The organism is Vibrio sp. TAP-3B (assembly GCF_057784735.1).
Map to the genome: position 1 here is coordinate 1,054,916 of NZ_CM173496.1, position 25,763 is coordinate 1,080,678.

The following is a 25,763-nucleotide window of genomic DNA, read 5'->3' on the forward strand; positions in this document are numbered from 1 at the left end:
ACTGGTGTGCTTAATAATTTAGAAATGCTCGAATAATTTAGTGTACGAAAACGCTTGCCTTAAGACTTTGCCTGCCTTTAATGTATCTCGCCTGCAGAGTGTCCCTCTGCATCACAACAATACAGGAGAAAATCGAGTGTCCACTTCTTGCTCGATAAGATCTCCGCTCAAATAAAGACAATGGCGCAGCGAACTTCTCTCGCTGCGCCATTGTGTGTTCCATATTTTGTGAGTATTTATGTTTAACTCAGAACGCAAAGCGACGGTTATTCTGGTTGCGACGACGATGATAGCGGCACTCGGTTGGATCTTTTCCAAAGAAACGATACAAGGTTTGCCACCTTTTGGCTTTATTGGGGCGCGATTTACGATCGCATCACTGTGTTTGCTACCTTTGTGTTATCGAGCTTTGTGGGCCGCAAATTTTAAAGATGTGCTGTCAGCAAGCGGAGTTGGGCTGCTGTTAGGTAGTGCTGTCATGACGTGGATTTACGCTATCTCCATTAGCGATACGTTAGGTGAAGGTGCATTTATCATGAGCCTGTCTATGTTGTTTGTGCCCATTGTCGCTTGGGTGATGTTCCGTCAGCGGCCACAACGAATTTTTTGGATTGCATTACCCATCGCTGTATTAGGGCTTGCTTGTCTCTCTTTAGTGGGTGGCTGGAAGCAATCGGCCAGTCAATTTTGGTTTCTTGGGGCGGCGCTGATCTTGGCGTTGCACTTTAATGTGAACCGTAAATACTCGCAAACATTGCCGGTGTTGTTGCTCACCTGCGTACAACTTTTTTCTGCAGGTTGTTTAGGTTTATTGGTTTCCTATTTTATGGAGTCCTTTCCTACCAAGGTCGACTCATCCATCTGGTGGTGGTTTGCGCTGAGCACTTTGCTGGCCACAAGTTTACGATACGTGATGCAAACGATGGGGCAAAAGTTCGTGCAGGCAGGTAATGCAGCGTTGATAATGATCCTAGAGCCAGTTTGGACGGTTATTCTTAGTGTGCTTTGGTACGGAGAGGTGTTAACCGAGAATAAGCTTGTCGGTTGTGTACTGATTTTGTTTGCGCTTATTATTTATCGAACTGGCGGAAGGCTTCGTCTGCCAACAAAAGCATAGGTGTGAGTCATGGCAAATACCGATCATCAGGAACCACTAGATTTTTTAGATATTTTGAGTGTCTGTTTGTATCGTTTAGGCATTAGCGTCTTTGCCATCGGGCTTATCGGCGTGGCGCTCTCGGCTTTTGGTTTTATGGAAGGCATGACCGCGTATTATCGAAGTATGTTGTTGATGATCGCTATTGCTGGTGCGCTTTCCGCTGCGAATATTCACGTCTACAGCAAAGCCGTACGAATGGTGATCAGCTGGTCGAGCTGGATTGGCGTGATACTCATGGTGAGCGATCCTAATTTAGGCCATGTATGGCTTTCGCTCGGTTTTGTTTTTGTCACGTTCTCTGGGATCGCGTTGAAAGAGTCGTTTTGTTTTAAAGTACCAGGCCTGAAAGCGGTGCCAATCCTACTTGCCTTTGCCACCTTTGCGTTTTGCTTTGAGCTGTTGTTCGCTACAGGTATCACGATGGTTGTGTCTGGCTTGATCATCGGTTACCTGTCAATTGCAAAGTGGCGAATGCCGCTGCATTTTGATATTGGGATCAAAGCGAACTATGAAATTTAGAGCCTTAAAGGCTTTCAAGATGACGATCACATGCGATGACGCAGTGCGAGTGATACTTTAGACGTTGGAACGCGATTAAGCTCTTCACTTATCATCCATCCGGATTTTGCTAACAGCTCGAGATCAACGCCTGTTTCGACACCTAAACCTTGGCACAGATACAGCACATCCTCAGTGGCGACATTGCCTGAAGCGCCAAAAGCATAAGGGCAACCTCCCAAACCAGCAACACTGCTGTCTATCGTACTGATACCCATGCATAAAGCTTGATGGATATTAGCCAGCGCTTGCCCCCACGTATCATGAAAATGAACGGCGAGCTTTGGGCTTGGGATATCAGCCATGACAGTTTCTAACATGTGACTAATACGATTTGGGGTTGCTGTTCCAATGGTGTCGCCTAGTGACACTTCGTAACACCCTAAGTCGATAAGCGCTTTGGTCACACTGGCCACCTGTTGAGGATTTGTCGGGCCATCGTAAGGACAATCGGCCACACAAGACAAATAGCCGCGGATAGGAATGCCATGCTTGGCGGCTTGTTGCATAACAGGTTCGAATCGTGTCAGGCTTTCAGCGATGGAACAGTTAATGTTGTGCTGACAGAATCCTTCAGAAGATGAGGTAAAAATCGCCACTTGGTTTGCGCCAGCGTCTAACGCTTGTTCGAAGCCTTTTAGGTTTGGTGTCAGAGCCGAGTAAACGACCTTATTTCGTCTTGTTATGGCGTCCATCACTTCTTTAGAGTCTGCCATCTGCGGCACCCATTTCGGAGAGACAAAAGAGCCTACTTCAATATGCGTTAGCCCTGTATCTGAGAGCAAATTGATTAGTCTTATCTTTGTGTGGGTCGCCACAGGAGATTCATTTTGTAAACCATCCCGCGGGCCGACTTCAACGATATTTACTTTTAAAGGAAGCATTATTTATCCTGCGATTTCGTTATCCAATTCGGGGGGCGTTTCTCTAGAAACGCTTGTAAGCCATCTTGTCCTTGTGGTGATATCCGAATGTCTGCAATGAGTTGGCTAGTATAGTGAATGAGTTGCGTATCGATCGGGTTTTGATGACATTGGTGACACAGCGTTTTGGCTTTACGCATTGCATCCGGACTATTGAGAAGCAAAGTATTGATGACAGCGTCGACAGCGCTCTCAAGGTGCTTTGCATCTTGCACCTCGTGCACAATACCGAATCGTTCGGCGTCTTCAGCAGCAATGATTTCGCCAGTCAAAATGTATCGTCGAGCTTGCCGATTCCCCATGGCCCGCATGACATATGGCGCAATAGTGGCAGGGACTAAACCGAGTTTTACTTCACTTAAACAAAACTGGGCACATTGGCTTGCGATGGCGATATCACTGCAACAAATCAACCCAAGTGCGCCTCCAAATGCGGAACCTTGAACAACTGCGACGGTTGGCTGCGGGAAGGCGTCAAGTGTCTCCATTAGGCGCGCTAAGTTTTGGGCGTCACGGAAATTATCCTGACGAGTACTATTGGCCATCGATTTCATCCAATTAAGATCGGCACCGGAAGAAAAATTCTTACCATTACTTCGCAATACCAAGCACTTCACATCCGTTCGTAACGCAAGATAATCAAGGCGATGGATGAGCAAGTCGATCATGCAAGCATCAAAGGCATTATGCTTTGTTGTTCTATTAAGGGTAATCGTTGCTACGCCATTATCATCTACGTCCCAAAGGACATTGTCTTGTCTTTTAGCATTGGGAATGATGCTTGGTTGCATTTCCTGCATACTGCCTTCCTTTATGTTTCTTTGGATAATTTACATTCTGAAAATGCCAAACTCACTGTCAGGAATCGGCGTGTTCAGCGCTATCGTTAGGGCTTGCGCTAACACCTGACGCGTTCGTTTTGGGTCGATAATTCCGTCATCCCATAATCGCGCGCTGGCGAAATATGGGTGTCCTTGTGTTTCATATAAGTCTATGATCGATTCTCTAAAAATGTGTTCTTCTTGCTCTGACCATGTGTCTCCCTGACGTTTTTTCGCTTCTTTACGTACTTGCGTTAAGACGCCAGCAGCTTGCTCACCACCCATCACAGAAATACGCGCGTTCGGCCACATCCACATCATGGTGGGATCATAAGCTCGGCCGCACATGCCATAATTGCCGGCTCCATACGACCCGCCAATGATCACGGTAAATTTAGGGACGTCAGCACAAGCGACGGCCATTACTAATTTGGCGCCATGCTTAGCGATGCCTTCTTCTTCGACTTTTTTCCCGACCATAAAACCGGTGATATTTTGAAGAAAGAGGAGCGGGGTTTTACGTTTGGCGCACAGCTCAATAAAGTGCGCCCCTTTTTGGGCAGATTCACAAAACAAAATGCCATTATTTGCCACAATGCCGATCAGTTGACCGTGAATACGTGCAAAACCACACACTAACGTTTTGCCATACAGCGCTTTAAATTCATCAAAATCGGAGTCATCGACAACACGAGCAATAATTTCTCGAACGTCGAATGACAAGCGTAAGTTCGCATTGACGATGCCGTATATTTCTTCGGCATCATAGCGAGGGGGTAACACAGTGCTTTCCGGCTTGATAGGTTTTGCCTGATTTGCATTGGCAATGGCTTCTCGTGCAATCATCAGCGCGTGCTCATCATTCTCTGCGTAATAATCGGCGACGCCAGATTTTCGGCAATGGACGTCGGCACCACCCAGCTCTTCACCGGTGACGACTTCTCCTGTGGCGGCTTTGACTAAAGGGGGGCCTGCTAAGAAGATGGTGCCTTGCTCTTTGACCATAATGGATACGTCTGCCATCGCAGGGACATAGGCACCGCCAGCGGTACAAAGTCCCATCACGACCGCGACTTGCGGAATGCCTTTGGCTGACATTCGTGCTTGATTAAAGAAAATACGGCCGAAGTGTGCTTTGTCTGGGAAGACTTCAGCTTGATGGGGAAGGTTTGCCCCGCCGGAGTCGACTAAGTACACACAAGGGAGCTGGCAGCGTTGGGCGATTTCTTGCGCTCTGAGATGTTTTTTGACCGTGAGTGGATAGTAGGTTCCGCCTTTTACCGAAGCGTCGTTGGCAATCACCATGCATTGAACGCCCTCAATGTGGCCAACGCCTGCAATGACGCCAGCGCAGGGGACGGACTCGTCATACACTTGCCAAGCGGCGAATTGACTGATTTCTAGAAAATCAGAACCTTCATCCAGCAAACGCGTGACACGCTCACGGGCAGGGAGTTTTCCTTTTTGACGCTGGTGCTGAATGGCTTTCTCACCGCCTCCTTGTTTGATGCATTCAATGTCGTGGTTTAGCTGATTGACTAACTTCTCCATCGCGATTTTATTGGAAAGAAACAACGCGTCAGTTGGCTTAGTTTTGCTTTTGATAATGGCCATAACGACTTCCTTGTCACGCACTGGTTTATGGTCGAGATTCTTCGAATAGCTCTCGGCCGATCAACATACGACGAATCTCGGACGTGCCTGCGCCGATTTCGTAGAGCTTCGCATCGCGTAGCAACCGTCCGGTTGGATATTCATTGATATAACCGTTCCCACCGAGCAGTTGTATGGCATCCAGTGCCATGTGTGTGGCCAATTCGGCGCTATACAAAATCACACCAGCCGCGTCTTTTCGTGTGCAATCGCCACGATCACAGGCTCCCGCGACGGTATACACATAGGCTTTAGCCGCATTCATTCGTGAATACATGTCGGCGAGCTTGCCTTGAACTAACTGAAACTCACCAATAGATTGCCCAAACTGCTTTCGCTCATGCACGTACGGCAGCACAATATCCATGCAGGCTTGCATGATGCCGAGAGAGCCAGCGGCAAGGACAACGCGCTCATAGTCTAAGCCACTCATCAGCACCTTTATGCCTTGGTTCACGCCTCCGAGGATGTTTTCTTTCGGTACCACACAATGTTGAAAGACGAGCTCACAAGTGTTGGAACCTCGCATACCCAGTTTGTCGAGTTTTTGGGCATGGCTGAATCCCGTAAAGCCACGCTCGATAATAAATGCAGTAATACCGCGTGAGCCTGCATTGCTGTCCGTTTTGGCATAAACCACAATCACGTCAGCATCAGGGCCGTTGGTGATCCACATTTTGTTGCCATTCAGCGCAAAGTGATCACCTTTGTCTTCGGCTTTGAGTTGCATGCTGAGCACATCAGAGCCTGAGTTCGGCTCGCTCATTGCTAAAGCCCCAACGTGCGTGCCATCAATGAGTTTAGGTAGGTATTTTTTGCGTTGGGAAGAGGTGCCGTTACGAAAGATTTGATTGACGCAAAGGTTCGAGTGCGCGCCGTAGCTGAGTGCGACAGATGCTGATGCTCGGCTGATCTCTTCCATTGCTACAACGTGCGCCAGATAGCCCATTCCTGCGCCACCAAATTCTTCGTCAACGGTCACGCCAAGTAATCCCATTTCTCCGAACAAAGGCCATAAATGATTCGGGAATTGGTTATTGCGGTCAATATCTGCCGCGATGGGAGCAATGTGTTCTGCGGCAAAGGCATTTACGTGGTCTCGGAGCATAGCAATGGTGTCACCAAGTCCAAAATTCAGTGGGGCGTAAGTGCTTTTCATAACGTCTCCCTGTGGCGAAGGCGGTCGCAGCAGTCAGTAGCAAGGTGTGATTACCTGATTTGGTCTGCTATTTTTCGTGGCTTTTGATGGTTTCAATGCATCGTTCTTTCGCGGTATTTAATTCATTCATGACCACACTAATGTCGTTTAATTGTTGCTGAAGAAACGCTTGCTTCTCTTCAATAATATTCAGCATTTTTAGCAACTGCTCATCGGTTTGCTGCATGTCGTAAAGCTCGAAAAGCTCACGAATTTCCGCGAGTGAAAAACCAAGCCGTTTGCCCCTTAAAATCAGTTTAAGGCGAGTTTTATCTCTGCGCTGATAAAGACGCATGTTGCCTTTTCGCTCTGGCTCAATCAGACCGATGTCCTCATAAAACCGGATGCTACGAGTCGTAATATCAAACTCCTTGGCGAGATCACTGATCTTGTATTTGTCCATAACATACTTGCCTCGAATAAAAATTCAGCGTCCCGAAATTGACCCTTGGTGCGTTTTTTTATCTCACTGTAAAGGCTAGTGCTATGCTTACGTAAACGTCAAGAAATCACAGTACGAAAGTTGGTTGATTGAAAAGGGCTAAAGGGTCAGTTCAGGGTTTCTTTTGGCTTTGTGTTAAAGCGGAAAAAGCGCATGACCAATCGATTAAGCTTCGTGATTTAGATATACCTCTAGGGACGGAAATCATGGGAAAAGACATCTGGATTGTCAGTGCGAAAAGAACACCGATCGGGCGCTTTCAAGGAAAATTGCAAAAATACTCTGCTCCCCAATTAGGCGCGATGGCGATCAAGGCCGCGATGAAAGAACGGAACACAACATCCGTTGATGAGGTGTTCATGGGGTGCGTGCTCGCGGCTGGTTGTGGGCAAGCGCCGGCAAGACAGGCTGCGCTCGGGGCGGATCTCCCATTGAACACGGGGTGCACGACCATCAACAAAGTATGTGGCTCTGGCATGAAGAGTGTCATGCTAGCTCACGATTTGATTAAAGCGGGTACGATTCGAACGGCCATTGCTGGTGGCATGGAGAGCATGACCAATGCGCCGTATTTATTGAAAGAGGCGAGAAAGGGAATGCGCATGGGGCACCAATCGACGTATGACCACATGTTTCTTGATGGATTACAGGACGCACGCGAAGGGCACTTAATGGGCGTCTACGCTCAACACATCGCAGACAGGCTTAAGTTTACCAGAGAACAAATGGACAAATGGGCAGTCATGTCCGTGAAACGCGCATTGGAAGCGCAAGAGCGAGGTTTATTCTCGGATGAGATTGCACCGATTGCGATACACACCAACTCAGAACAAACCACGCTTGATTACGATGAGCACCCGCGCTCGATTGATCTGGATAAGATATCTCAGCTTAAACCTGCCTTTGATAAAAACGGCACCGTGACTGCGGCAACCTCAAGTGCGATTGCCGATGGCGCTGCGGCGCTGGTTCTGATGGATAAAGAGACAGCGCTTCATCAAGGGCTTACGCCACTTGCCATTATCAAATCACACGCCACCCACGCGAGAAAACCCGCCGAATTTACCTTGGCGCCAGTCTATGCGATTGAGCAGCTATTGTCGCGATTAGACTGGTCGATTGATGAAGTGGATTTATGGGAAATCAATGAAGCGTTTGCTGTCGTTACTCAAATCGCAGTGGCTGAACTGGGGATTGAAGCCAATAAAGTTAATATCAAAGGCGGGGCATGTGCGCTAGGGCATCCCATAGGTGCAAGTGGCGCCCGAATTCTGGTGACGTTAATTCATAGCTTACGTCAGTTGCAAGCTTTAGGTACCAATGGAGACTTGGAAGCCAGAAAAGTGATGCGAGGCGTTGCGTCACTGTGTATCGGCGGTGGAGAAGCAACCGCGATTGGTATCGAGATACCGCTTTAATTGAAATCAGAAAGGAGTAAATGATGACTCGTTTGGTTCCCCTATTTATTGCTGGTGAGTTTCGTGAATCTCAAACGTCTGATTGGGTCGAAGTGACCAATCCTGCCACTAATGATGTCATTGCGTACGTTCCCTGCTCAACGGATCACGAGATGGAAGCCGCCATTGATAATGCGAAAGAGACATTCCAATCGTGGAAGGAAGTGGCAGTATCCGAGCGTGCCAGAGTCATGCTTCGTTATCAGCACCTTCTCAAAGAACATCATGATGAGCTTGCCACACTGCTTTCTCATGAAACGGGTAAGACTTTCGCTGATGCCAAAGGCGATGTGTGGCGAGGTATCGAGGTGGTTGAGCAGGCCGCAAACATTGCCAGCAACATGATGGGCGAAACCGTCGAAAACGTTGCCACGGATATTGATAGTTACTCAATGATTCAACCCCTAGGTGTGTGTTGCGGCATCACGCCGTTTAACTTTCCTGCCATGATTCCGTTGTGGATGTTCCCGATCGCTATCGCGGCGGGCAATACGTTTGTGCTCAAACCTTCCGAACAAGTGCCGTTGACCTCTATTCGTCTAGCCGAACTCTTTGAGCAAGCTGGCGCGCCGAAAGGAGTGTTGCAAATCATTCATGGCCGCAAAGAACAAGTCGACTTTCTGCTGGCTCATCCTGACATCCGAGCGGTGTCATTTGTTGGCTCGGTTCCGATTGCCCGTTACATCTACACCACGGGAACGAAACACTTTAAACGCGTTCAAGCTTTTGCTGGCGCGAAAAATCACATGGTGATCATGCCCGATGCGAACAAAGAGCAAGTGGTGAATAATTTAATTGGTTCATCGGTTGGGGCGGCGGGGCAGCGCTGTATGGCGATTTCTGTTGCGGTATTTGTCGGCGATTCAAAACAATGGATTGCAGACCTCAAACAAGCAATGGCGAAAATACACCCTGGACCTTGGGACGATGAGCAGGCTGCTTATGGTCCACTCATCAGTGAACAGGCCAAACAACGCGTATTGGACCTAATTGAAGATGGTAAGCAGCAGGGCGCGGTGTGTGAATTAGATGGTAGCCAGTGTGACGTGGACGGTTTTCCCGATGGTAACTGGGTCGGGCCGACTTTGTTTAGTGGTGTGACGGCGAATATGTCGATTTACACCCAAGAGATATTTGGCCCTGTTTTGGTTTGTATGGAAGTGGATACGTTGCAAGAAGCCATTGAGTTAGTGAATCACAACCCATACGGGAACGGCACTTCCATTTTTACCGCTAATGGCGCTGCGGCGAGAAAATATCAGCATGACATTCAAGTCGGTCAGGTCGGGATCAATGTGCCTATTCCGGTCCCTTTGCCATTTTTCTCTTTTACAGGCTGGAGAGGCAGTTTCTATGGCGATTTGCATGCGTATGGTAAACAAGCGGTACGTTTTTATACCGAGACTAAAACGGTGACGGCACGTTGGTTTGATGACGATATTCCAACGGGGCCTAATCTGACCATTCAACTGCGCTGAGTGAATAGAAGGAGCTTTTATGGACTTTGAACTTAATGAAGATCAACGTGCATTTGCCGATACCGCTCAGCAATTTGCCGATGAGCGTTTAGCGCCGATGGCGGCGGAGTGGGATGAGCAACAGGTTTTCCCAGTCTCCGTATTGCGAGAGGCCGGAGAGTTAGGTTTTCTGAGTCTCTACACACCAGAAGCGCAAGGTGGCCTAGGGCTGAGTCGCTTAGATGCTTCAATTATCTTTGAGCAACTGTCTATGGGATGTACGTCTACCACGGCGTTTATGACGATTCACAACATGGTCAGTTGGATGATAGCCAGTTTTGCTACCGATGAAGCCAAAACGCAGTTCTGCTCGAAGTTAGTCACAGGAGAATGGTTAGGCTCTTACTGCTTAACCGAGCCCAACGCCGGATCGGATGCCGCCGCGTTGACCACGTCTGCCATTAAAAAGGGGGATCAGTATGTCCTCAACGGCGGTAAAACCTTTATCTCTGGTGCGGGTGAGACACAAGTATTGGTTGTGATGGCGAGAACTGGTGGTTCAGGTGCTAAAGGTGTTTCGGCGTTTGTTGTCCCCGCCAATGCTGAAGGCATCACATACGGTCGCAAAGAGCCGAAGATGGGTTGGAATAGTCAACCCACAAGAGCCGTCACATTTGATAATGTGTCTATCCCAAAAAGTTATTTATTGGGCGAAGAAGGACAAGGCTTTATCTTTGCGATGAAAGGGCTTGATGGCGGGCGTATAAATATTGCGACCTGCTCCGTCGGTACGGCTCAACAGGCCCTTAATCAAGCGACACAGTACATTCAGGAGCGTAAGCAGTTCGGCAAGCCGCTGGCACAGTTTCAAGCCTTACAATTCAAATTAGCAGACATGGCGACAGAGCTAGTGGCTGCGCGGCAGTTGGTGCGCTATGCCGCCAGCAAACTCGACCGAAGTGACCCGGATGCCACCGCTTATTGCGCGATGGCAAAACGGTTCGCAACCGATGTGGGCTTTCAGGTTTGCGACCAAGCGCTGCAGCTTTATGGCGGCTATGGTTACATCAAAGAGTATCCAATGGAACGTCATTTCAGAGATGTACGTGTGCATCAAATTCTGGAGGGGACCAACGAAATCATGCGCTTGATCATCGCGCGCCGTTTGTTCTCTGAGGAATCGACCTTGCTTTAGCGAAGTATTGGATTTGCTCATTGAGAAAGGATTCAGATATGCCATTAACCCAAGAAGCCATTCAACATACCATTACGAATCACGTCGCGGTGGTGACGATGAACAACCCGCCAACCAATACGTGGACAGCAGAGAGCCTCAAGGCACTGAAGTCGCTGATACTCACACTTAACGATGATAAGCAGGTCTACGCACTGGTTTTAACCGGCAGTGGAGAAAAGTTTTTCTCTGCTGGTGCGGATCTCAAGCTATTTTCTGATGGTGACAAAGCGGTTGCGTTAGACATGGCACGATGCTTTGGTGAAGCGTTTGAAACGCTCTCGGAATTTCGTGGTGTTTCCATTGCCGCCATTAATGGTTACGCCATGGGCGGAGGTTTAGAAGTGGCATTGGCTTGTGACATTCGAGTCGTCGAAGAACAAGCGGTATTGGCTTTACCAGAAGCCAAAGTCGGACTTTTACCTTGTGCTGGCGGTACCCAGAATCTCACGGCCTTAGTGGGGGAAGGTTGGGCCAAACGCATCATTTTATGCGGTGAACAAGTCAGCGCAGGCAAAGCAAAAGAACTAGGCTTAGTAGAAGAGTTTGTGCCTAAAGGAGAAGCTTTAAACAAAGCGATGGCGCTTGCAGAGTCGGTTGCCAACCAGTCACCATCTTCTGTCGCCGCATGTAAGGCGCTCATTCAAAATATGCGCTCAGCGCCACTGAAGCATGGCTTAGTTAAGGAGCGAGAGTTGTTTCTGAATCTTTTTGATACGGAAGATCAAGTTGAAGGTGTTCGCGCCTTTTTAGAGAAACGCCCACCGCAGTGGAAAAACCGATAGGAGGCCGCATGGTAGGGATGGTAACCATGAGTGAAATGGATTGCTCAGATGGCGTGCACCGAGTTGGTATCGCAACGTTAGACAACCCCTCTTCATTGAATGCATTGACGTACGACATGTTGGTTCAACTTAACGACCTGCTTATCAAGTGGCAAGACGATCCGCATGTGGCTTGCGTGGTACTTACTGGCGCTGGAGAAAAAGCATTCTGTGCTGGTGGTGATGTTCGAGCCATGTATCACGTCATGCATAACGAGAGCAAAGAAAAAGCGGCCGAGTTCTGCACCGACTATTTCTCGCTGGAGTATGAGTGTGACTATCTGATCCACACCTACAACAAACCTATCATCGGTTGGGGAGAAGGCATTGTCATGGGTGGTGGGATGGGGCTTTTTATGGGAACCAGCCACAAAGTGGTGACGCCAATCTCTCGCCTTGCCATGCCAGAAATCAATATTGGGTTGTATCCCGATGTCGGAGGTACGTGGTTTTTAAGCCAGATAGACCCGCAAGTGGGTTTATTCCTCGGATTGACAGGTTCAATGGTGAATTCAAGTGACGCTGTCACTATTGGTTTGGCCGAGTGGTTATTGCTCGAAGAGCAGTACTCAGCTTTGTTGGAGGCGCTAAAGGGGTTCCAATGGGACAAAGAAGATGCGAAAGAGTTGGTAAATATACTACTACACTCAATGGAACAACAGGTTATTGATAGCAAACCAACCACGCAAATTTGTCCATACTTAGAGCAGATAAAAGAAGCGTGCAAAGGTTATGACCTTAATGCCATCGCGCAGCGAATTATGGCTATCGAGGGAAACAGTCAATGGATAGAAAACGCGAAAAAAACGTTCGCAGCGGGCAGTCCGATTACCGCGCATATCTGTTTCAGGCAAGTGAAAGAATATTACGGCTTATCGCTTGCAGATTGTTTCCGCTTGGAACTGAGTTTATCGGTTCGCAGCGCCTTATTAGGTGAGTTTAAAGAAGGCGTTCGTGCACGGCTTATCGACCGTGATGGTGAGCCCAACTGGATGTTTAACAATGTCAGTGAAGTCGATGAAAATGTCATCGATACGTTGTTTACCTCACTTTGGCCGGATGACGAACATCCATTGGCTAATTTGGGTGAAGAAACACGAGGTCAATAAGGAGAATGATCATGAGTACCATCGCATTTATCGGTTTAGGCAGAATGGGGCATCCGATGGCGCAAAACTTGTTAGCGTCAGGATTTAATGTGCAAGTATTTGATGTCGATGACAAAGTGACAAAACAGCTTGCGCCTTTTGGTGCAGTGGTGGCGAGCTCTATCGAGGAAGTGCTGGATGGAGCAAGCACCGTCATCACGATGTTGCCTGCTGGTTCTCATGTTCGATCTGTGTATCTTGGTGACTTACACGGTGGCGTCGGTGTTTTGAATATTGTTGCGCCCAGTACCTTAATGATTGATTGTTCAACCATTGATCCGGACTCCGCACGATTAGTCGCGAATGAAGCAGCAAATAAGCGCGTGTTGTTTGTTGATGCGCCCGTTTCGGGTGGCGTGGCAGGAGCAAAAGCGGCGACATTAACCTTTATTGTCGGTGGCTCGGATGAGGCATTTTCTAAAGCCAATGCCATTTTGCAGTACATGGGCAAAAACGTTTTCCATGCAGGGAAAGCGGGCGATGGACAAATGGCGAAAATCTGTAACAACCTCATGCTCGGCATTTTAATGTCTGGCACGTGCGAGGCGTTAAATCTAGGCATCGATCATGGCCTCGACCCCAAAGTGTTATCAAATATCATGTTGCAAAGCTCTGGCCGAAATTGGGCATTGGAGCTTTACAATCCTTGTCCGGGCGTGATGGACAGTGCGCCAGCCAGTCACGATTACCAACCGGGTTTTATGAGCAAACTCATGTTGAAAGATCTCGGTTTGGGATTAGATGCGGCGTTACAAACGCACTCTTCGGTTCCGATGGGCGCACTGGCGCGTAATTTATATTCTTTCCACAACGCGAGTGGCCACGGTGAGCTAGACTTCTCAAGCTTGTTTGAGTTTTACAAGAGTAAGAAAGGCTAGACCGAGTTTTGCTACAAACCGTCTGAAATGGTGAAGTAAAACGCATCATTTCTGACAATTTAGACAAGTTTGAAATAGGGAACATTATGGCTATGTTCCCTTTAATTGTTGCTGAAGACTTAACATCCTGTTTTCATTAAGTTCTTCAGTAACTTCCATGTAACGGTGCCAACCAAGGTAATGATCTAGGTACTTCGTTGCTACTCCATGGAATCGCTTCATCCATTCTTTGGTGCGACTGTGATAAGCATTCACATTTTGAACATGAAAAACTCGGTCAATGACCTTTAATCCTGCGGATATATTGAGTTGCTTATGCACTAAGTCATTGTTAAGGCATAAACTAATGTAAGACTTATGGCCATCAGTACAGAGCACACTATCTTTTTCTAGCTTGCCTGCTAACTCTTTGGCTAGTGTTTCTTCTTTTACATCAGGCAAGATTGACTCAAACGTGTGCTTACCTCGGTCTCTGACCGTTAAAACTGGAACCCAATCCTCCTTAGAGCGACCACGCTTATGCGCTCTCATTCCTCGTTTTCTTGGTTTACGTGTTAGCTTTTTTGAGCCTTTTTCAGAGTACGGAAATAGAGTTTCATCTGCTTCAATGATCCCCTCAAGCTTTGATGCGTTTAGCGTTGCAGGGAATTCAAGGAAGCGATGACGCCAGCGAAATGATGTTTTCAGGTTGATACCACACTCTTTAGCACTGACACGCAGCACTTTACTATCAAGCATACACTTCATGTAGTTAACCCATTGTTCTTTGTAACGCAATCGAGCAAGAGGCGTACCTGTCGTAGCGACAAATGTTTTTAGGCAGTTTTTGCAGCGATATCGCTGCATATCATTAACCTTGCCATGGCGATTTATGAGTGAACTATGGCAGTGAGGGCATTCAGGGGAGTCAACGACTCTTTGTTCAAGTTCACGAATGACTTGCGAGACAGGTTCAACCCCTCTCAAGAATTGTTCGAGTAGTACAGATTGATTATCGGTGAGCTTGGGTAGCAGTTTTATAAGCTTGTGGAACTGTGACTGAAGCATAGGAGTTCCCTCCAATCGTTGCCTACTTTAAGTATAACAACAGTTAAAGGGAACATAGCCAACATTATTAGCAATGGAGGGCAGCAAATATGGACATAAAAAGTAGTGTGATTGCCATTACAGGAGCAGGGCAGGGACTCGGGCAAATGATGGCAATTACGCTCGCTCAAGCCGGAGCGGATTTAGCGTTATTAGATGTAAATGCCAGCGGCTTAATGGAAACACAAGAGCAGTGTCGAATGTTCAGTGCGAAAGCACAGACTTATCAAGTGGATGTAACGAACGAGATCGACGTTGAAACCACGTTTGATGCAATTATCCAAGATTTTGGCCAACTCAATGGGCTAGTCAATAATGCAGGCGTGTTAAGAGATGGATTACTTGTAAAAGCCAAAGACGGCGTGATAAGCAAAATGTCATTAGAGCAATTTAATTTGGTCATGAACGTCAACGTTACGGGGACATTTTTATGTGGACGTGAAGCAGCGGTTAAAATGATTGAGAGTGGCTCACAAGGCGTTATCATCAATATTTCTAGTGTCTCAAGGGCAGGGAACATTGGGCAAACCAACTATTCTGCCTCTAAAGCGGCGGTCGCAACCATGGCGACCACCTGGGCACGAGAGCTAGCAAGATACGGTATCCGCGCAGCAGCGATTGCGCCTGGGGTTGTTCATACCTCAATGGCAGAGCAAATGAAGCCGGAAGCGATTGAGCGTCTAGAAAAAATGATCCCAATTGGAAGAATGGGCGAAACAAGTGAAATCGCGCACGCGGTAAAATACATTCTTGAGAGTGATTATTTTACTGGCAGAGTATTAGAAGTGGACGGCGGTATCCGGATGTAAGCGCAATCAAAACTCTTCATTCTTGTTCGTTAGAGTGGTCGCTTAATCACGCTTTCAAAGAGCATCACTTGCTCCGAGGGTAGCCTTGGCGGTCCTATTTTATTCATAGAGCGAGCTTTAGTCTCACACCATGAATAATGCTTTCTCATTCGATAATGAAAAGAAAATACCATTCAAACTCTAGGTGAAATCATTAGTTAGATATTGATGACAATTTTCTGCGGCGAATGTCGCTTCGCCATTGAAGCAAATGACGCACTGGTTAAGATAGAGGAACTTTTATTTTTGTCCTTTTGTTGGCCTTTCTATTTATGTGTTTACTCAAAGACCAGTTTTTCCAAAGGATAGCTAAAGTAAGTCGCGTTTAACGCACTAAACCTTAATCCAGATTAAAGTTTTGTCACCCACGAGGCATTAAGGTGCGCCTGTAGATTGTAAGTCTCAAGGATTCAGAGAAGGAACAGCCATACATTGTGTATCGCTGTTCCTTTTTCGTTCTTGGTTACTTGCGAAAAGATAGCACCATAAAGACAAATTTAAGAGGACTGGTTTTGAGCATTTTGTTTTCCGAAGCCCGCATTGGCAACATGATCCTAAAGAACCGTTTTGTGCGTAGCGCAACGTGGGAAAACATGGCGACTGAAGATGGTCACATGACGGATAAGCTTTACGATATTTACGCAGAGTTGGCGAAAGGTGAAGTGGGTCTGATTGTTACCGGTTATGCCAATATCGTCGAAGAAGAGAAACCCAACGCAGGTATGATGGGGATCTACAACGACTCGTTCATTGAAGAATACAAAAAGCTAACAAAGCTAGTACATCAACACGATTCTAAAATCGTCATGCAAATTGCTTACGGTGGCACCAAAACCACCTACAACGTCGGCGAACGCGTGATCTTCGCTCCGAGTGATGTGGCCGAACGTGGCACGAATACGCAAGGCAAAGCGATGACTCAGGACGAGATCGACTACATCGTAAAAGCATTTGCATCGGCGAGTAAACGTGCTCAAGACGCTGGCTTTGATGGGGTCGAAATTCACGCCGCGCACACTTACTTAATTAACCAATTTTTAAGCCCGTATTACAACCGTCGTGAAGACGAATATGGTGGCAGCTTAGAAAATCGCATGCGTTTTCTTATGGAAATTTATTCTGAAACCAGAAAATTAGTAGGGAGTGATTTCCCAATTCTTGTAAAGCTGACCGCAACAGAGTTCTTCGACGGTGGGTTAACCTTCAGTGAAACACGCACCGTGTGTAAAAAGCTCGAAGAAGTCGGCGTCGATGCCATCATTGTCTCTGGCAACATTCATGGTAAAGCCAGCGAACTTGTTGGCGAAACTTTCGACGGCTGCACACTGCAAGAAGAAGGGTATTTCCACGAATATGGTCATGTGATCAGTCAAGATGTAAACGTACCGGTGATTACTGTCGGTGGGTTGAGCGACATTGATGCGATTGAGAAAATTGCGGAAAACACGGATATCCAATTTTTCGCGGTGTCACGCCCGTTGTTGGCAGAGCCTCAATTGGTCAAGCGTTGGAAAGAGGGTGATCGTGCCCCAGTCGATTGCGAACGTTGCTCTAAATGTCGTACCAAGCGTGGTAATTTCTGTGTGGTGTATAAAAATCGAAACCGTCGTAAGGAGCTAAAGGCTTCACTCAATGCATAAAAACCGCCACTTAAATAGCAGAGGTTTTTGAATGATGTCGATAAAGCAAGGAATGCTTTATGCTTTTTTATCTTGATAGTTCAGGTAGTGTACACACAAATCATGAAATGCCTTGGCTTGAGGCGAGATCGTGCGGTCGGTCAAGGTAAAGATACCAATTTGCCTTTCGAGCGGTGGATCGATAAGCGGGATCCAAACTAAACGAGTTTCATTATTTGGGAAAGCGAGTTTCGGCAATGTGGTTACGCCTATCCCCAGTTCTAATACAGAAAATAGTGATGTGATATTTTCCACGGAATAGAGCGCTTGCTCGCTCAATGCTCTGGCAGGGGTGGGATCGAGTAGCGTGCAGGTCCCGTTGCGAATAAAAGGTTGTTCGAGCAGGGTTTGCCACTCGACCCCTTCAGGGTGTTTGGCGATGGGATTGTCTTGTAAACACACCACACCAATTGGATCGGATAGCAATGGCGTAAAGTCGATACCGCCTTCGTCTAAATGAGATGGGTTGCCGAGGGCTAAATCGACCTCTCCAGAGAGCAAGCGAGACTCGACGCCCGCGGCGTTATCATCGATCAAGCTCACTTCCACATTAGGATACTGTTCACAAAAGGCGCCCAGTACACTCGGGATGAGTTTAGCCGCCACAGAAGGCACACTGGCAATTCTCACTCGTCCTTGTTGTCCTGCGGCCGCGGCTTTTAAGTCGTTATCTAACGCGTTGTAGATATTGAGAAACTGCACCACTTTAGGTAAACAGATCTCACCAAAAGGCGTCAACTTAGTTTTGTTTCCTGGCTCAAATAATGTTTGTCCAAGTATTTTTTCTAGTTCTTTGATTGACGTTGATAGCGCTGCTTGAGTGCGGTTTGCTCGGTGTGAAGCGGCTCGAAACCCCCCTTCTTCGACTACCATCACAAAATGGATTAATTGTTGAAGCTTGATACTCATCCTCAATGCCTCGTCATCCCTTTATTTACCTTATTCTCAATATTCTGATAAGTTTAATTTATCGAATGTAAAGAATTTATCGTTAGATTTATCGTCTGTCAATGTGCATTATTTAACCATATTGAAACAAAGCTGCTACAAAGGTTGAAAGGCACGTGAATACTCCTACTAAAAAATACCCAGTAAAAACCAGTCTGTTTGCTTCTAAAGCGCCGCTCGAATGGGCAATTGTTAACAACAGTACCCTGTATACGGCACAAATCCCTATCGATGATACCGGCGTTGTAGTTGAAGGCGGCATCGAAGCACAAACACGCCAAACCTTTAACAATCTTATTCATACCCTAGAGTGCGCGGGAGAATCTTTGGACTCGGTGTTGCAGGTCCTGATTTACGTGACCGACAGAGAATACTTAAAAACCGTTAACCAAGTGTACGCAGAATATTTTGACGCGCCGTATCCAAACCGCGCCGCCATGGTGGTTGCAGGGTTAGCACGAGAAGAAATGCTGGTGGAGTTCGTCGTCTACGCGTCGGCAAGCCAATCAGAATAAACCATAACAAGAATTATTAGAGATCAGTGAATTGGTGGCTTGCCATCAGAAATCGGAAGAACAAGGAAAGAACCATGACTTTTATTAACAATGTTCAAGCAGAAAAATCCCTCTACATTGCAGGTGAATGGCAATCGGGCATGGATACCATCGCCAATATTAACCCTTCTGATATCAGCGAAAACATTGGTGATTTCGCTCAAGCGAGTGTGTCGCAAGTAGAACAAGCGATCCAAGCAGCAAAATCGGCGCAACCAGAGTGGGAAAAAACACCCATTGAGCGCAAACAAGCGGTGCTGCAAGCGATTGGCGATGAGCTGATTGCACGCTGTGACGAATTGGGCACCTTGCTTTCACGTGAAGAAGGTAAGCCATTTGCTGAAGGCCGTGGTGAGATTTACCGTGCAGGCCAATTCTTCCAATACTTTGCTGCTGAAGTGCTGCGTCAAATTGGCGATAACGCTGCTTCTGTCCGTCCAGGTGTCTCCGTTGAAGTGACTCGCGAAGCCGTCGGCGTTATCGCCATTATTTCTCCTTGGAACTTCCCAACAGCTACCGCGGCTTGGAAAATTGCGCCAGCACTTGCATTTGGTAACAGCGTGGTGTGGAAGCCGGCAAATTTAACCCCAGCAAGCGCTGTGGCTCTCACTGAGATTATCCATCGCCAAGGCTTGCCTGCAGGCACGTTTAATCTGGTTTTGGGTAGCGGTTCTCAAGTGGGTAATACGCTGATTAACTCCAAAGAGATTAACGGTGTCAGCTTTACAGGCTCTGTTGATACTGGTCGTAAAGTGGCAGCAGCGACCTCGCCAAACTTTGTTCGTTGCCAGTTGGAAATGGGCAGCAAAAATGCATTGGTTGTCGCTGATGATGCAGATCTTCAAATTGCGGTTGAAGCGACAATTGCGGGATCGTTTTCTGGGGCGGGACAAAAATGTACCGCATCGTCTCGCTTAGTCGTGATGGACGGCATTCACGATGCGTATGTTGAAGCGCTAATCAAACGCATGGGTGAGCTGAAAGTGGGTCACGCACTGAAAGAGGGCGTATTCATGGGCCCAGTGGTGGATGAAAATCAACTGAATGCCAATTTCGGCTGGATTGAAAATGCCCGTCAAGCGGGCGCAGAGTTGGCTTTCGGTGGCGAGCGTTTAAACCTTGAGCATGACGGTTACTACATGTCGCCAACCCTGTTTTTGAACACACAAAATAGCTGGGAAGTGAACCAAGAAGAAGTCTTCGCACCCATGGCGAGTGTGATCCGCGTGTCTGATCTTGATGAAGCGATTACGGTTGCTAATGATACACGCTTTGGTCTGACCGGCGGCATTATCACTCAAAGCCTGCGTAGCAGTGCCATCTTTAAGCAGCAAGTTCAGGCTGGATGCGTGATGGTGAATTTGCCAACCGCGGGGACGGATTATCACGTTCCATTTGGTGGCCGTAAAGAATCTAGTTTTGGTCCTCGTGAGCAAGGTCAGTACGCCAAAGAGTTCTACACCGTGGTGAAAACCGCTTATCAGCGCCCTTACTAAGAACAGTTGGGTAGTTGATGGCGTCAGCTACCCACACTGAAAGGCTAAGAAATTGTTTTTTAAGGAGTGGTTATGTACCAACAACGGATTGTGATTGACGGGTTGCAGTACTGCAATTGGGATCGAGAGTACTTCCAAACGCTAAAGGCGAGTGGCATTACCGCCGTTCATGCCACCATGGTGTATCACGAGAGCGCACGTGAAACCTTAACCCGTTTTGCTGAGTGGAACTTGCGCTTCGAGCAAAATGCGGATCTCATCATGCCTATCTATTCAATGGCAGACGTAGAAAAAGCCAAAGCCGAAGGCAAAGTTGGGATCTTCTTCGGCGCGCAGAATTGCTCTCCAATTGATGATGAAATTGGCTTGATTGAAGTGATGCGCCGCCAAGGTTTGCTGATCATGCAGCTGACTTACAACAACCAAAGCTTACTGGCGACCGGTTGTTACGAACAAAACGACTCTGGGGTAACTCGCTTCGGTAAGCAAGCGATTGAAGAGATGAACCGAGTTGGGATGATCATTGATATGTCCCATAGTGCCGAGCGTTCAACGTTGGAAGCTATCGATCTTTCTTCGCGTCCTATTTGTATCAGCCATGCCAACCCGACATTTGCGTATGACGCACTGCGTAACAAATCCAATACGGTGATCAAAGCGTTAACCGAGCGTGGTGGCTTGATTGGATTCAGCTTATACCCGTTCCATTTGCCAAATGGCAGCCAGTGTACGCTGGATGACTTCTGCCAAATGGTTGCGAAAACCGCAGATATGTTTGGTATCGACCATTTAGGCATCGGTAGCGACCTGTGCTTAAACCAGCCGCAACAAGTGTTGGAATGGATGCGCAACGGTCGTTGGTCAAAAGCGATGGACTATGGCGAAGGGTCAGCAAGTAACTCGGGATGGCCAGATGCGCTGCCATGGTTCTGCGGCAGTGTAGGGATGGAGAACATCTACAACGGATTAATGCGTCACGGATTCAGTGAATCTGAGGCGGGGAAAATCTTGGGTGAAAACTGGTTCAACTTTCTCAAAGAAGGGCTCGAGCCTATCTCACCGAAATAACCCTAACAGGAACCGCCTGCCAACATAACAACAATATGGCAGGTGCAAAACTCACATCTTGTAGCCAGTCTTTGGCAGCTGCAACAAACCTCTGGAGTCAGAGTATGTCTGATTTTACCAATAGCATGAAAGCTTCCGCGGTGAGCGTGTCATCAGGCGAGGCACAAACAACACGCAAAACATCAACGGTGACTAACACCACGGATAAATTAGGTCTAAATAACCCCGCTTTCTGGTATAGCGGCGGCTTTATCGGCCTATTCGTCGCCATCGCACTTTATGATGGCGAGCTGTTATCGACACTCGTTAATGCCGGATTTGGCTGGGCAGTTCAAGTGTTTGGGCCTTACTGGCAGTTATTGCTTCTTCTCACTTTTCTTATTGGTCTTGGATTAGCTGCAGGGCGAACAGGTAAGGTGATGTTGGGTGGGATCGCTAAGCCGGAAATGGACACCTTTCGTTGGATGGCGATTATTTTTTGTACCCTACTGGCTGGTGGCGGCGTTTTTTGGGCGGCGGCAGAGCCTATCGCACACTATGTGAATCCGCCACCTTTGTATGGCGCGCAAGATAACTCGCAGCAAGCGGCAGTGAATGCATTGTCTCAATCTTTTATGCACTGGGGCTTTCTGGCTTGGGCAATTGTTGGCAGCTTAACCTCTATCGTGGTCATGCATTTGCATTACGACAAAGGCTTACCATTAAAGCCACGTATTCTACTCTACCCAATTTTAGGTGAGCGAGCACTTAAAGGCCAAGTCGGCGCGTTGATTGATGCGTGCTGTATTATCGCTGTGGCGGCAGGGACCATCGGGCCAATTGGGTTTCTAGGCTTGCAGGTTAGCTACGCATTAAATGCATTGTTTGATATTCCTGATGGCTTTACCACTCAGCTCATCATTATCTTGTTTGCGATTGCACTCTACACGATATCGGCGCTGAGTGGCTTGAGCCGTGGAATGCAGTTGCTCAGTCGTTACAACGTAATTTTGGCGATGGGATTGATGGTTTACGTGCTGATTTTTGGTCCGACGAATTTTATCTTTAACGGATACATTCAAGGGGTCGGAAGCATGTTGGATAACTTCATCCCGATGGCGACCTACCGCGGTGACGAAGGTTGGTTAAGCTGGTGGACCGTATTTTTCTGGGGATGGTTCTTAGGTTACGGTCCGATGATGGCGATCTTTATTGCGCGTATTTCTCGTGGTCGTACTATCCGCCAAGTCATTTCCACCATCAGTATTGTAGCCCCATTAACCACGTGTTTTTGGTTCACGATCGTCGGTGGCTCGGGTTTGGCGTTCGAAATGGCTGAGCCAGGCAGTGTGAGTGCAGCGTTTGAAGGCTTTAACTTACCAGGTGCTTTGCTTGCGGTGACTCAGCAACTGCCAATGCCGATGCTGACTTCGATTCTATTTCTGATCTTAACCACGATCTTCATCGTCACGACGGGTGACTCAATGACCTACACCATCAGCGTCGTGATCAGCGGTGAGACAGAACCAAACGCGATCATTCGTACCTTCTGGGGCGTGATGATGGGTGTGACGGCACTGATCCTGATTTCTCTTGGCTCTGGCGGTATCTCCGCTCTGCAATCTTTCATTGTGATTACCGCGGTTCCGGTTTCGCTGATTTTGTTGCCGTCACTTTGGAACGCACCGCAAATCGCAATCAAGATGGCGAAAGATCAAGGGCTATAAAGATTATCTAATTCAAACAACGTGGAGCTTGTGCGGGTGTTTTCCTCCTGCATCCGCACAAACCCTAACATTCTTATAATAACAACTAGGTGGTGAGCAAAATGGATGCACATCGTTCTACTTATACGGAAGCAACTATGCGCGACGCAGCGATTGTCATGGCAGCAGAAAGGCTTGGCGCTATGCACCAAAACCGAATCAGCTTTGTCCGTAGTCTGATTCGTAATATGGCGAGTCAACACTGGCAAGTAACCAAGCATGAGTGGCAACTTTGTCCGCGTGGTTATGGTCACGTGATTTATAAACTGGCCACGCCGGAACACGTTTATCACTTAGTGGTGTTCTGCGATGAAATTGCTGATGACGAACGTAATGATCGCGTAATTGCTGAAAAGTGGGACGTCACATTCGCATTAGTTCAAGGCGGTGTCGATGTCACTTTGTTAGAAAGACTAAGAGCGAATGTCAGGCTCCAAGAGGCGGGGCGTAACTCTAATAATGTTCTTGTTCTTGCCCGAGCGAATAAAAGTGTACGAGTGTTTGAACATATCGTCAGCGCGCTGTCACAAGGTAAGCAGCCTGAGCCTAAAGAACTAGCGGAAGTGGGTTATATCCTGCGTACCACGGCCGTTTATGGTAACGGAAAGTTTGGTATTGCTGACTTCAAATTATTAGAGAATAACTCTGATTTTAGCCAGTCGTTTAGCGCGCAAATGTGTGCGGTGTATATGTTGCGTGAATTCAGCTTAGATTGGGTGCATTATTTGGCGCTTCAACAGGGAGGCGATAAGGCGGTGGCACTGCATCGCGGTTTGCAGCGCTACCTAGGTGTGGGTAATGCAACCGGTTTGGGCATGGCCCCATACTTGATTAATCACCCGTGTATCGTTGACCAATGGATGACCTCTCGCGAACGTGCTATTGCGCGAGTCTTTGCCATGCCATGTGAAGAATCATTCCATACGCCATTGCAAGCTTTACTAAACAAAGCGCAACGTCACCTAGAGCAAGTTATCACCATTAATGAGCATCAAGACAGGCTCAATCACCAAGCGATAGCGGACATCAAACAACTATTGTCTGAGCTTACAACGTTAATGGCATCGCATCCGAACTGGGCGAGTTTGGTCGAGCAAAAGAAAACAATGTGTGTGGAAGCCCAAGAAATCCTCACCTCTTGCTTGATTGAGCTTTACCCCTCTTTGGTGGACGAATTTGCCAGCCAAATGAACACGAATGAAACGTTATCTATTACGGGTGGGAAAAAGGTCCAAGATTTACTCGACGTATTGAAAAACAAATATCGCTGGGCGATAGAGGCCGATTATTCATTGGCCGAGAACAACTACTGGTTCTGGTATCGCTCGCAAGACAAAGAAGAGCCAAGGCTTGGTGTACGTGGTGAAGAGGCTGGAGAAGAAAAAGAGTTGCCGCTCGATATCGGAAGACAGGTGAATCGTCTTTATCACGCCTTGCTAGGATGCCGCGAAGAGACGTCTGTTGCCGAGTTTTTGTTGCAAAATCCGGCATACCGTTCGATTACCCGTCGAGTGTGGACGTTAGGCAACCGAGCTATGGGCGACATTCAGATGAACGTCTTACGCCAAGATGCACTGCCGATGCATTTATTACGTTGTAAGTTGGCCATATTTGGTGCGACTAAGTTTGATCCACGCTCGGATCGTTGGGTTCGCGTGACCTTCTTCCAAGGCGCGCCGCTGTTGGATGAAATTCACGACCCGCAATTGGCAGATAACTGGATTTTCCCAAGCATGCCTGAGCGTGAAGAAATTACGCAAAGTGACAATCAAAAAATCAACGGAGGATTTGCAGTATGATCGTCTCTCACAACGAATTGGTGGCCGTGGTTAATAAGGCATTTCTTGGCATGCGCCGTCACTGTGGTGAGGCGGATGTCATCGCAAACATGGTGGCGGATTTGCAAATGGTCGGTTTGCACGGAGTACGCCACTTTAATAACGCCAGCCTGTTTCTTGGGTTAGATTCAGACTGCGCCGTATCGGTGACCAACAGCACGCCATCGAGCATCGAGGTGGATTTGCACAATGGTAGTGTGGCGTGCCACTTACCTACCGTGTTGGACTTCGCACTTGAGAAAATGATCAACAGCAAATCCATTACCGTTACATTGAAGCAGTGTCATAATCGCTGGTTAGCATTCAGTGAACTACTGAAGTTATCGGCTAAAGGGATTGCTTGCCGCGCACAGTGGATTAATGGTTCCAGCCCAAGACGCACGCTTTATGTACTCAATCGAGGACGTATCGCACCCGAAGTATTTTTCTCGGATCAGGTTGATGAACAGGAGACGGATCTTCATCGCATGATCATTGAGCTTTCAATCAACGATTTCGATCTTGAAAAGAGCTCACAAGATTATGCTATTCATATTGAAGGAGATGAGTTGATCCGAGCTCAGCAAACATCATGGAAAAATGGCATCTTTGTTGAAGACCAAGAGTGGGAAACCCTTAAGCAAAGCGCAACGGCATTCTTAGTTGAAAGTAGCGAGCGCTCAATACAAGGTGCGGGTGGGGTGGTTTAGAGCCAATACAAATAAGCCACATTAAGGCGGCGTACGCGGCCTTTTTCTGTTGTATCAGAT

The 25,763-nt window shown here is 47.5% G+C and carries 23 protein-coding genes; 16 read left to right on the forward strand and 7 right to left on the reverse strand.

The features are described 5' to 3' along the window. Positions 1-238 precede the first annotated feature (238 nt). Both AC3D28_RS19230 and AC3D28_RS19235 read left to right on the forward strand, forming a co-directional pair. Entirely contained in the window at positions 239-1,117 is an 879-nt protein-coding gene (locus tag AC3D28_RS19230) for a DMT family transporter (protein WP_488536361.1), read from the forward strand. Positions 1,118-1,126: 9 nt separating this feature from the next. After that, positions 1,127-1,678 (forward strand): DUF2301 domain-containing membrane protein, encoded by a 552-nt coding sequence (locus tag AC3D28_RS19235; protein WP_488536362.1) that lies wholly within the window; start codon positions 1,127-1,129, stop codon positions 1,676-1,678. 26 nt (positions 1,679-1,704) lie between these two features. Here the strand turns inward: AC3D28_RS19235 and AC3D28_RS19240 are convergent, their stop codons facing one another. From AC3D28_RS19240 to AC3D28_RS19260, 5 genes are all read right to left on the reverse strand, one after another. After that, a complete protein-coding gene (locus AC3D28_RS19240; RefSeq protein ID WP_488536810.1) occupies positions 1,705-2,604 on the reverse strand; it encodes a hydroxymethylglutaryl-CoA lyase in 900 nt (299 codons plus the stop codon). After that, positions 2,601-3,440 carry an enoyl-CoA hydratase-related protein gene (locus tag AC3D28_RS19245; RefSeq protein ID WP_488536363.1) on the reverse strand — a complete coding sequence of 280 codons (840 nt, stop codon included), beginning with the start codon at positions 3,438-3,440 and terminating at the stop codon, positions 2,601-2,603. The genes AC3D28_RS19240 and AC3D28_RS19245 overlap by 4 nt, the downstream gene beginning before the upstream one ends. 30 nt (positions 3,441-3,470) lie before the next feature. Next, the gene (locus AC3D28_RS19250; RefSeq protein ID WP_488536364.1) at positions 3,471-5,075 is read right to left on the reverse strand and encodes a carboxyl transferase domain-containing protein; all 1,605 of its coding nucleotides are present in this window, start codon (positions 5,073-5,075) and stop codon (positions 3,471-3,473) included. Positions 5,076-5,100: 25 nt separating this feature from the next. Beyond that, a complete protein-coding gene (locus AC3D28_RS19255; RefSeq protein ID WP_488536365.1) occupies positions 5,101-6,273 on the reverse strand; it encodes an isovaleryl-CoA dehydrogenase in 1,173 nt (390 codons plus the stop codon). A 67-nt stretch (positions 6,274-6,340) separates the two neighbouring features. Continuing rightward, positions 6,341-6,715, reverse strand: a complete 375-nt coding sequence (locus tag AC3D28_RS19260) for a MerR family transcriptional regulator (RefSeq protein ID WP_098413787.1) — start codon at positions 6,713-6,715, stop codon at positions 6,341-6,343. A 245-nt stretch (positions 6,716-6,960) separates the two neighbouring features. Here AC3D28_RS19260 and AC3D28_RS19265 point away from each other — a divergent pair, with 245 nt between their 5' ends. From AC3D28_RS19265 to mmsB, 6 genes are read left to right on the forward strand one after another with little or no spacing between them, the layout of a single operon-like run. Beyond that, positions 6,961-8,172 carry a thiolase family protein gene (locus AC3D28_RS19265; RefSeq protein WP_488536366.1) on the forward strand — a complete coding sequence of 404 codons (1,212 nt, stop codon included), beginning with the start codon at positions 6,961-6,963 and terminating at the stop codon, positions 8,170-8,172. 23 nt (positions 8,173-8,195) lie between these two features. Beyond that, the gene (locus tag AC3D28_RS19270; protein ID WP_488536811.1) at positions 8,196-9,689 is read left to right on the forward strand and encodes a CoA-acylating methylmalonate-semialdehyde dehydrogenase; all 1,494 of its coding nucleotides are present in this window, start codon (positions 8,196-8,198) and stop codon (positions 9,687-9,689) included. A 19-nt stretch (positions 9,690-9,708) separates the two neighbouring features. Then, on the forward strand, positions 9,709-10,863 hold the full coding sequence (locus tag AC3D28_RS19275) for an acyl-CoA dehydrogenase family protein (protein ID WP_488536367.1): 1,155 nt from the start codon (positions 9,709-9,711) through the stop codon (positions 10,861-10,863). Between the two features lie 38 nt (positions 10,864-10,901). Continuing rightward, positions 10,902-11,687, forward strand: a complete 786-nt coding sequence (locus tag AC3D28_RS19280; RefSeq protein ID WP_488536368.1) for an enoyl-CoA hydratase — start codon at positions 10,902-10,904, stop codon at positions 11,685-11,687. Positions 11,688-11,695: 8 nt separating this feature from the next. After that, positions 11,696-12,835: an enoyl-CoA hydratase/isomerase family protein gene (locus AC3D28_RS19285; RefSeq protein ID WP_488536369.1), complete on the forward strand. Its 1,140-nt coding sequence runs from the start codon at positions 11,696-11,698 to the stop codon at positions 12,833-12,835. 11 nt (positions 12,836-12,846) lie between these two features. Beyond that, on the forward strand, positions 12,847-13,752 hold the full coding sequence (gene mmsB, locus AC3D28_RS19290) for a 3-hydroxyisobutyrate dehydrogenase (RefSeq protein ID WP_488536370.1): 906 nt from the start codon (positions 12,847-12,849) through the stop codon (positions 13,750-13,752). 90 nt (positions 13,753-13,842) lie between these two features. Here mmsB and AC3D28_RS19295 read toward each other — a convergent pair whose 3' ends face one another. After that, entirely contained in the window at positions 13,843-14,799 is a 957-nt protein-coding gene (locus AC3D28_RS19295; RefSeq protein ID WP_086558361.1) for an IS1595-like element ISVal3 family transposase, read from the reverse strand. Between the two features lie 89 nt (positions 14,800-14,888). On the opposite strand from AC3D28_RS19295, the gene AC3D28_RS19300 reads away from it, so the two are divergent. Continuing rightward, positions 14,889-15,647 carry an SDR family oxidoreductase gene (locus AC3D28_RS19300; protein WP_488536371.1) on the forward strand — a complete coding sequence of 253 codons (759 nt, stop codon included), beginning with the start codon at positions 14,889-14,891 and terminating at the stop codon, positions 15,645-15,647. A gap of 551 nt (positions 15,648-16,198) precedes the next feature. Continuing rightward, positions 16,199-17,326, forward strand: a complete 1,128-nt coding sequence (locus AC3D28_RS19305; RefSeq protein ID WP_098413794.1) for an NADH:flavin oxidoreductase — start codon at positions 16,199-16,201, stop codon at positions 17,324-17,326. A 57-nt stretch (positions 17,327-17,383) separates the two neighbouring features. Here AC3D28_RS19305 and AC3D28_RS19310 read toward each other — a convergent pair whose 3' ends face one another. Beyond that, positions 17,384-18,274 carry a LysR substrate-binding domain-containing protein gene (locus AC3D28_RS19310; RefSeq protein WP_488536372.1) on the reverse strand — a complete coding sequence of 297 codons (891 nt, stop codon included), beginning with the start codon at positions 18,272-18,274 and terminating at the stop codon, positions 17,384-17,386. A gap of 155 nt (positions 18,275-18,429) precedes the next feature. Here AC3D28_RS19310 and AC3D28_RS19315 point away from each other — a divergent pair, with 155 nt between their 5' ends. The 6 genes from AC3D28_RS19315 to AC3D28_RS19340 all read left to right on the forward strand — a co-directional run bounded on the left by AC3D28_RS19315 (position 18,430) and on the right by AC3D28_RS19340 (position 25,703). Then, positions 18,430-18,828, forward strand: a complete 399-nt coding sequence (locus AC3D28_RS19315; protein ID WP_488536373.1) for a RidA family protein — start codon at positions 18,430-18,432, stop codon at positions 18,826-18,828. Between the two features lie 74 nt (positions 18,829-18,902). After that, positions 18,903-20,363: an aldehyde dehydrogenase family protein gene (locus AC3D28_RS19320; protein ID WP_488536374.1), complete on the forward strand. Its 1,461-nt coding sequence runs from the start codon at positions 18,903-18,905 to the stop codon at positions 20,361-20,363. Between the two features lie 72 nt (positions 20,364-20,435). Then, on the forward strand, positions 20,436-21,431 hold the full coding sequence (locus tag AC3D28_RS19325; RefSeq protein WP_488536375.1) for a membrane dipeptidase: 996 nt from the start codon (positions 20,436-20,438) through the stop codon (positions 21,429-21,431). A gap of 104 nt (positions 21,432-21,535) precedes the next feature. Next, positions 21,536-23,137 carry a BCCT family transporter gene (locus AC3D28_RS19330; RefSeq protein WP_488536376.1) on the forward strand — a complete coding sequence of 534 codons (1,602 nt, stop codon included), beginning with the start codon at positions 21,536-21,538 and terminating at the stop codon, positions 23,135-23,137. 101 nt (positions 23,138-23,238) lie between these two features. Beyond that, positions 23,239-24,975: a hypothetical protein gene (locus AC3D28_RS19335; protein ID WP_488536377.1), complete on the forward strand. Its 1,737-nt coding sequence runs from the start codon at positions 23,239-23,241 to the stop codon at positions 24,973-24,975. Then, positions 24,972-25,703 carry a DUF3726 domain-containing protein gene (locus AC3D28_RS19340; RefSeq protein WP_488536378.1) on the forward strand — a complete coding sequence of 244 codons (732 nt, stop codon included), beginning with the start codon at positions 24,972-24,974 and terminating at the stop codon, positions 25,701-25,703. The genes AC3D28_RS19335 and AC3D28_RS19340 overlap by 4 nt, the downstream gene beginning before the upstream one ends. The last annotated feature ends 60 nt before the right edge of the window (positions 25,704-25,763 follow it).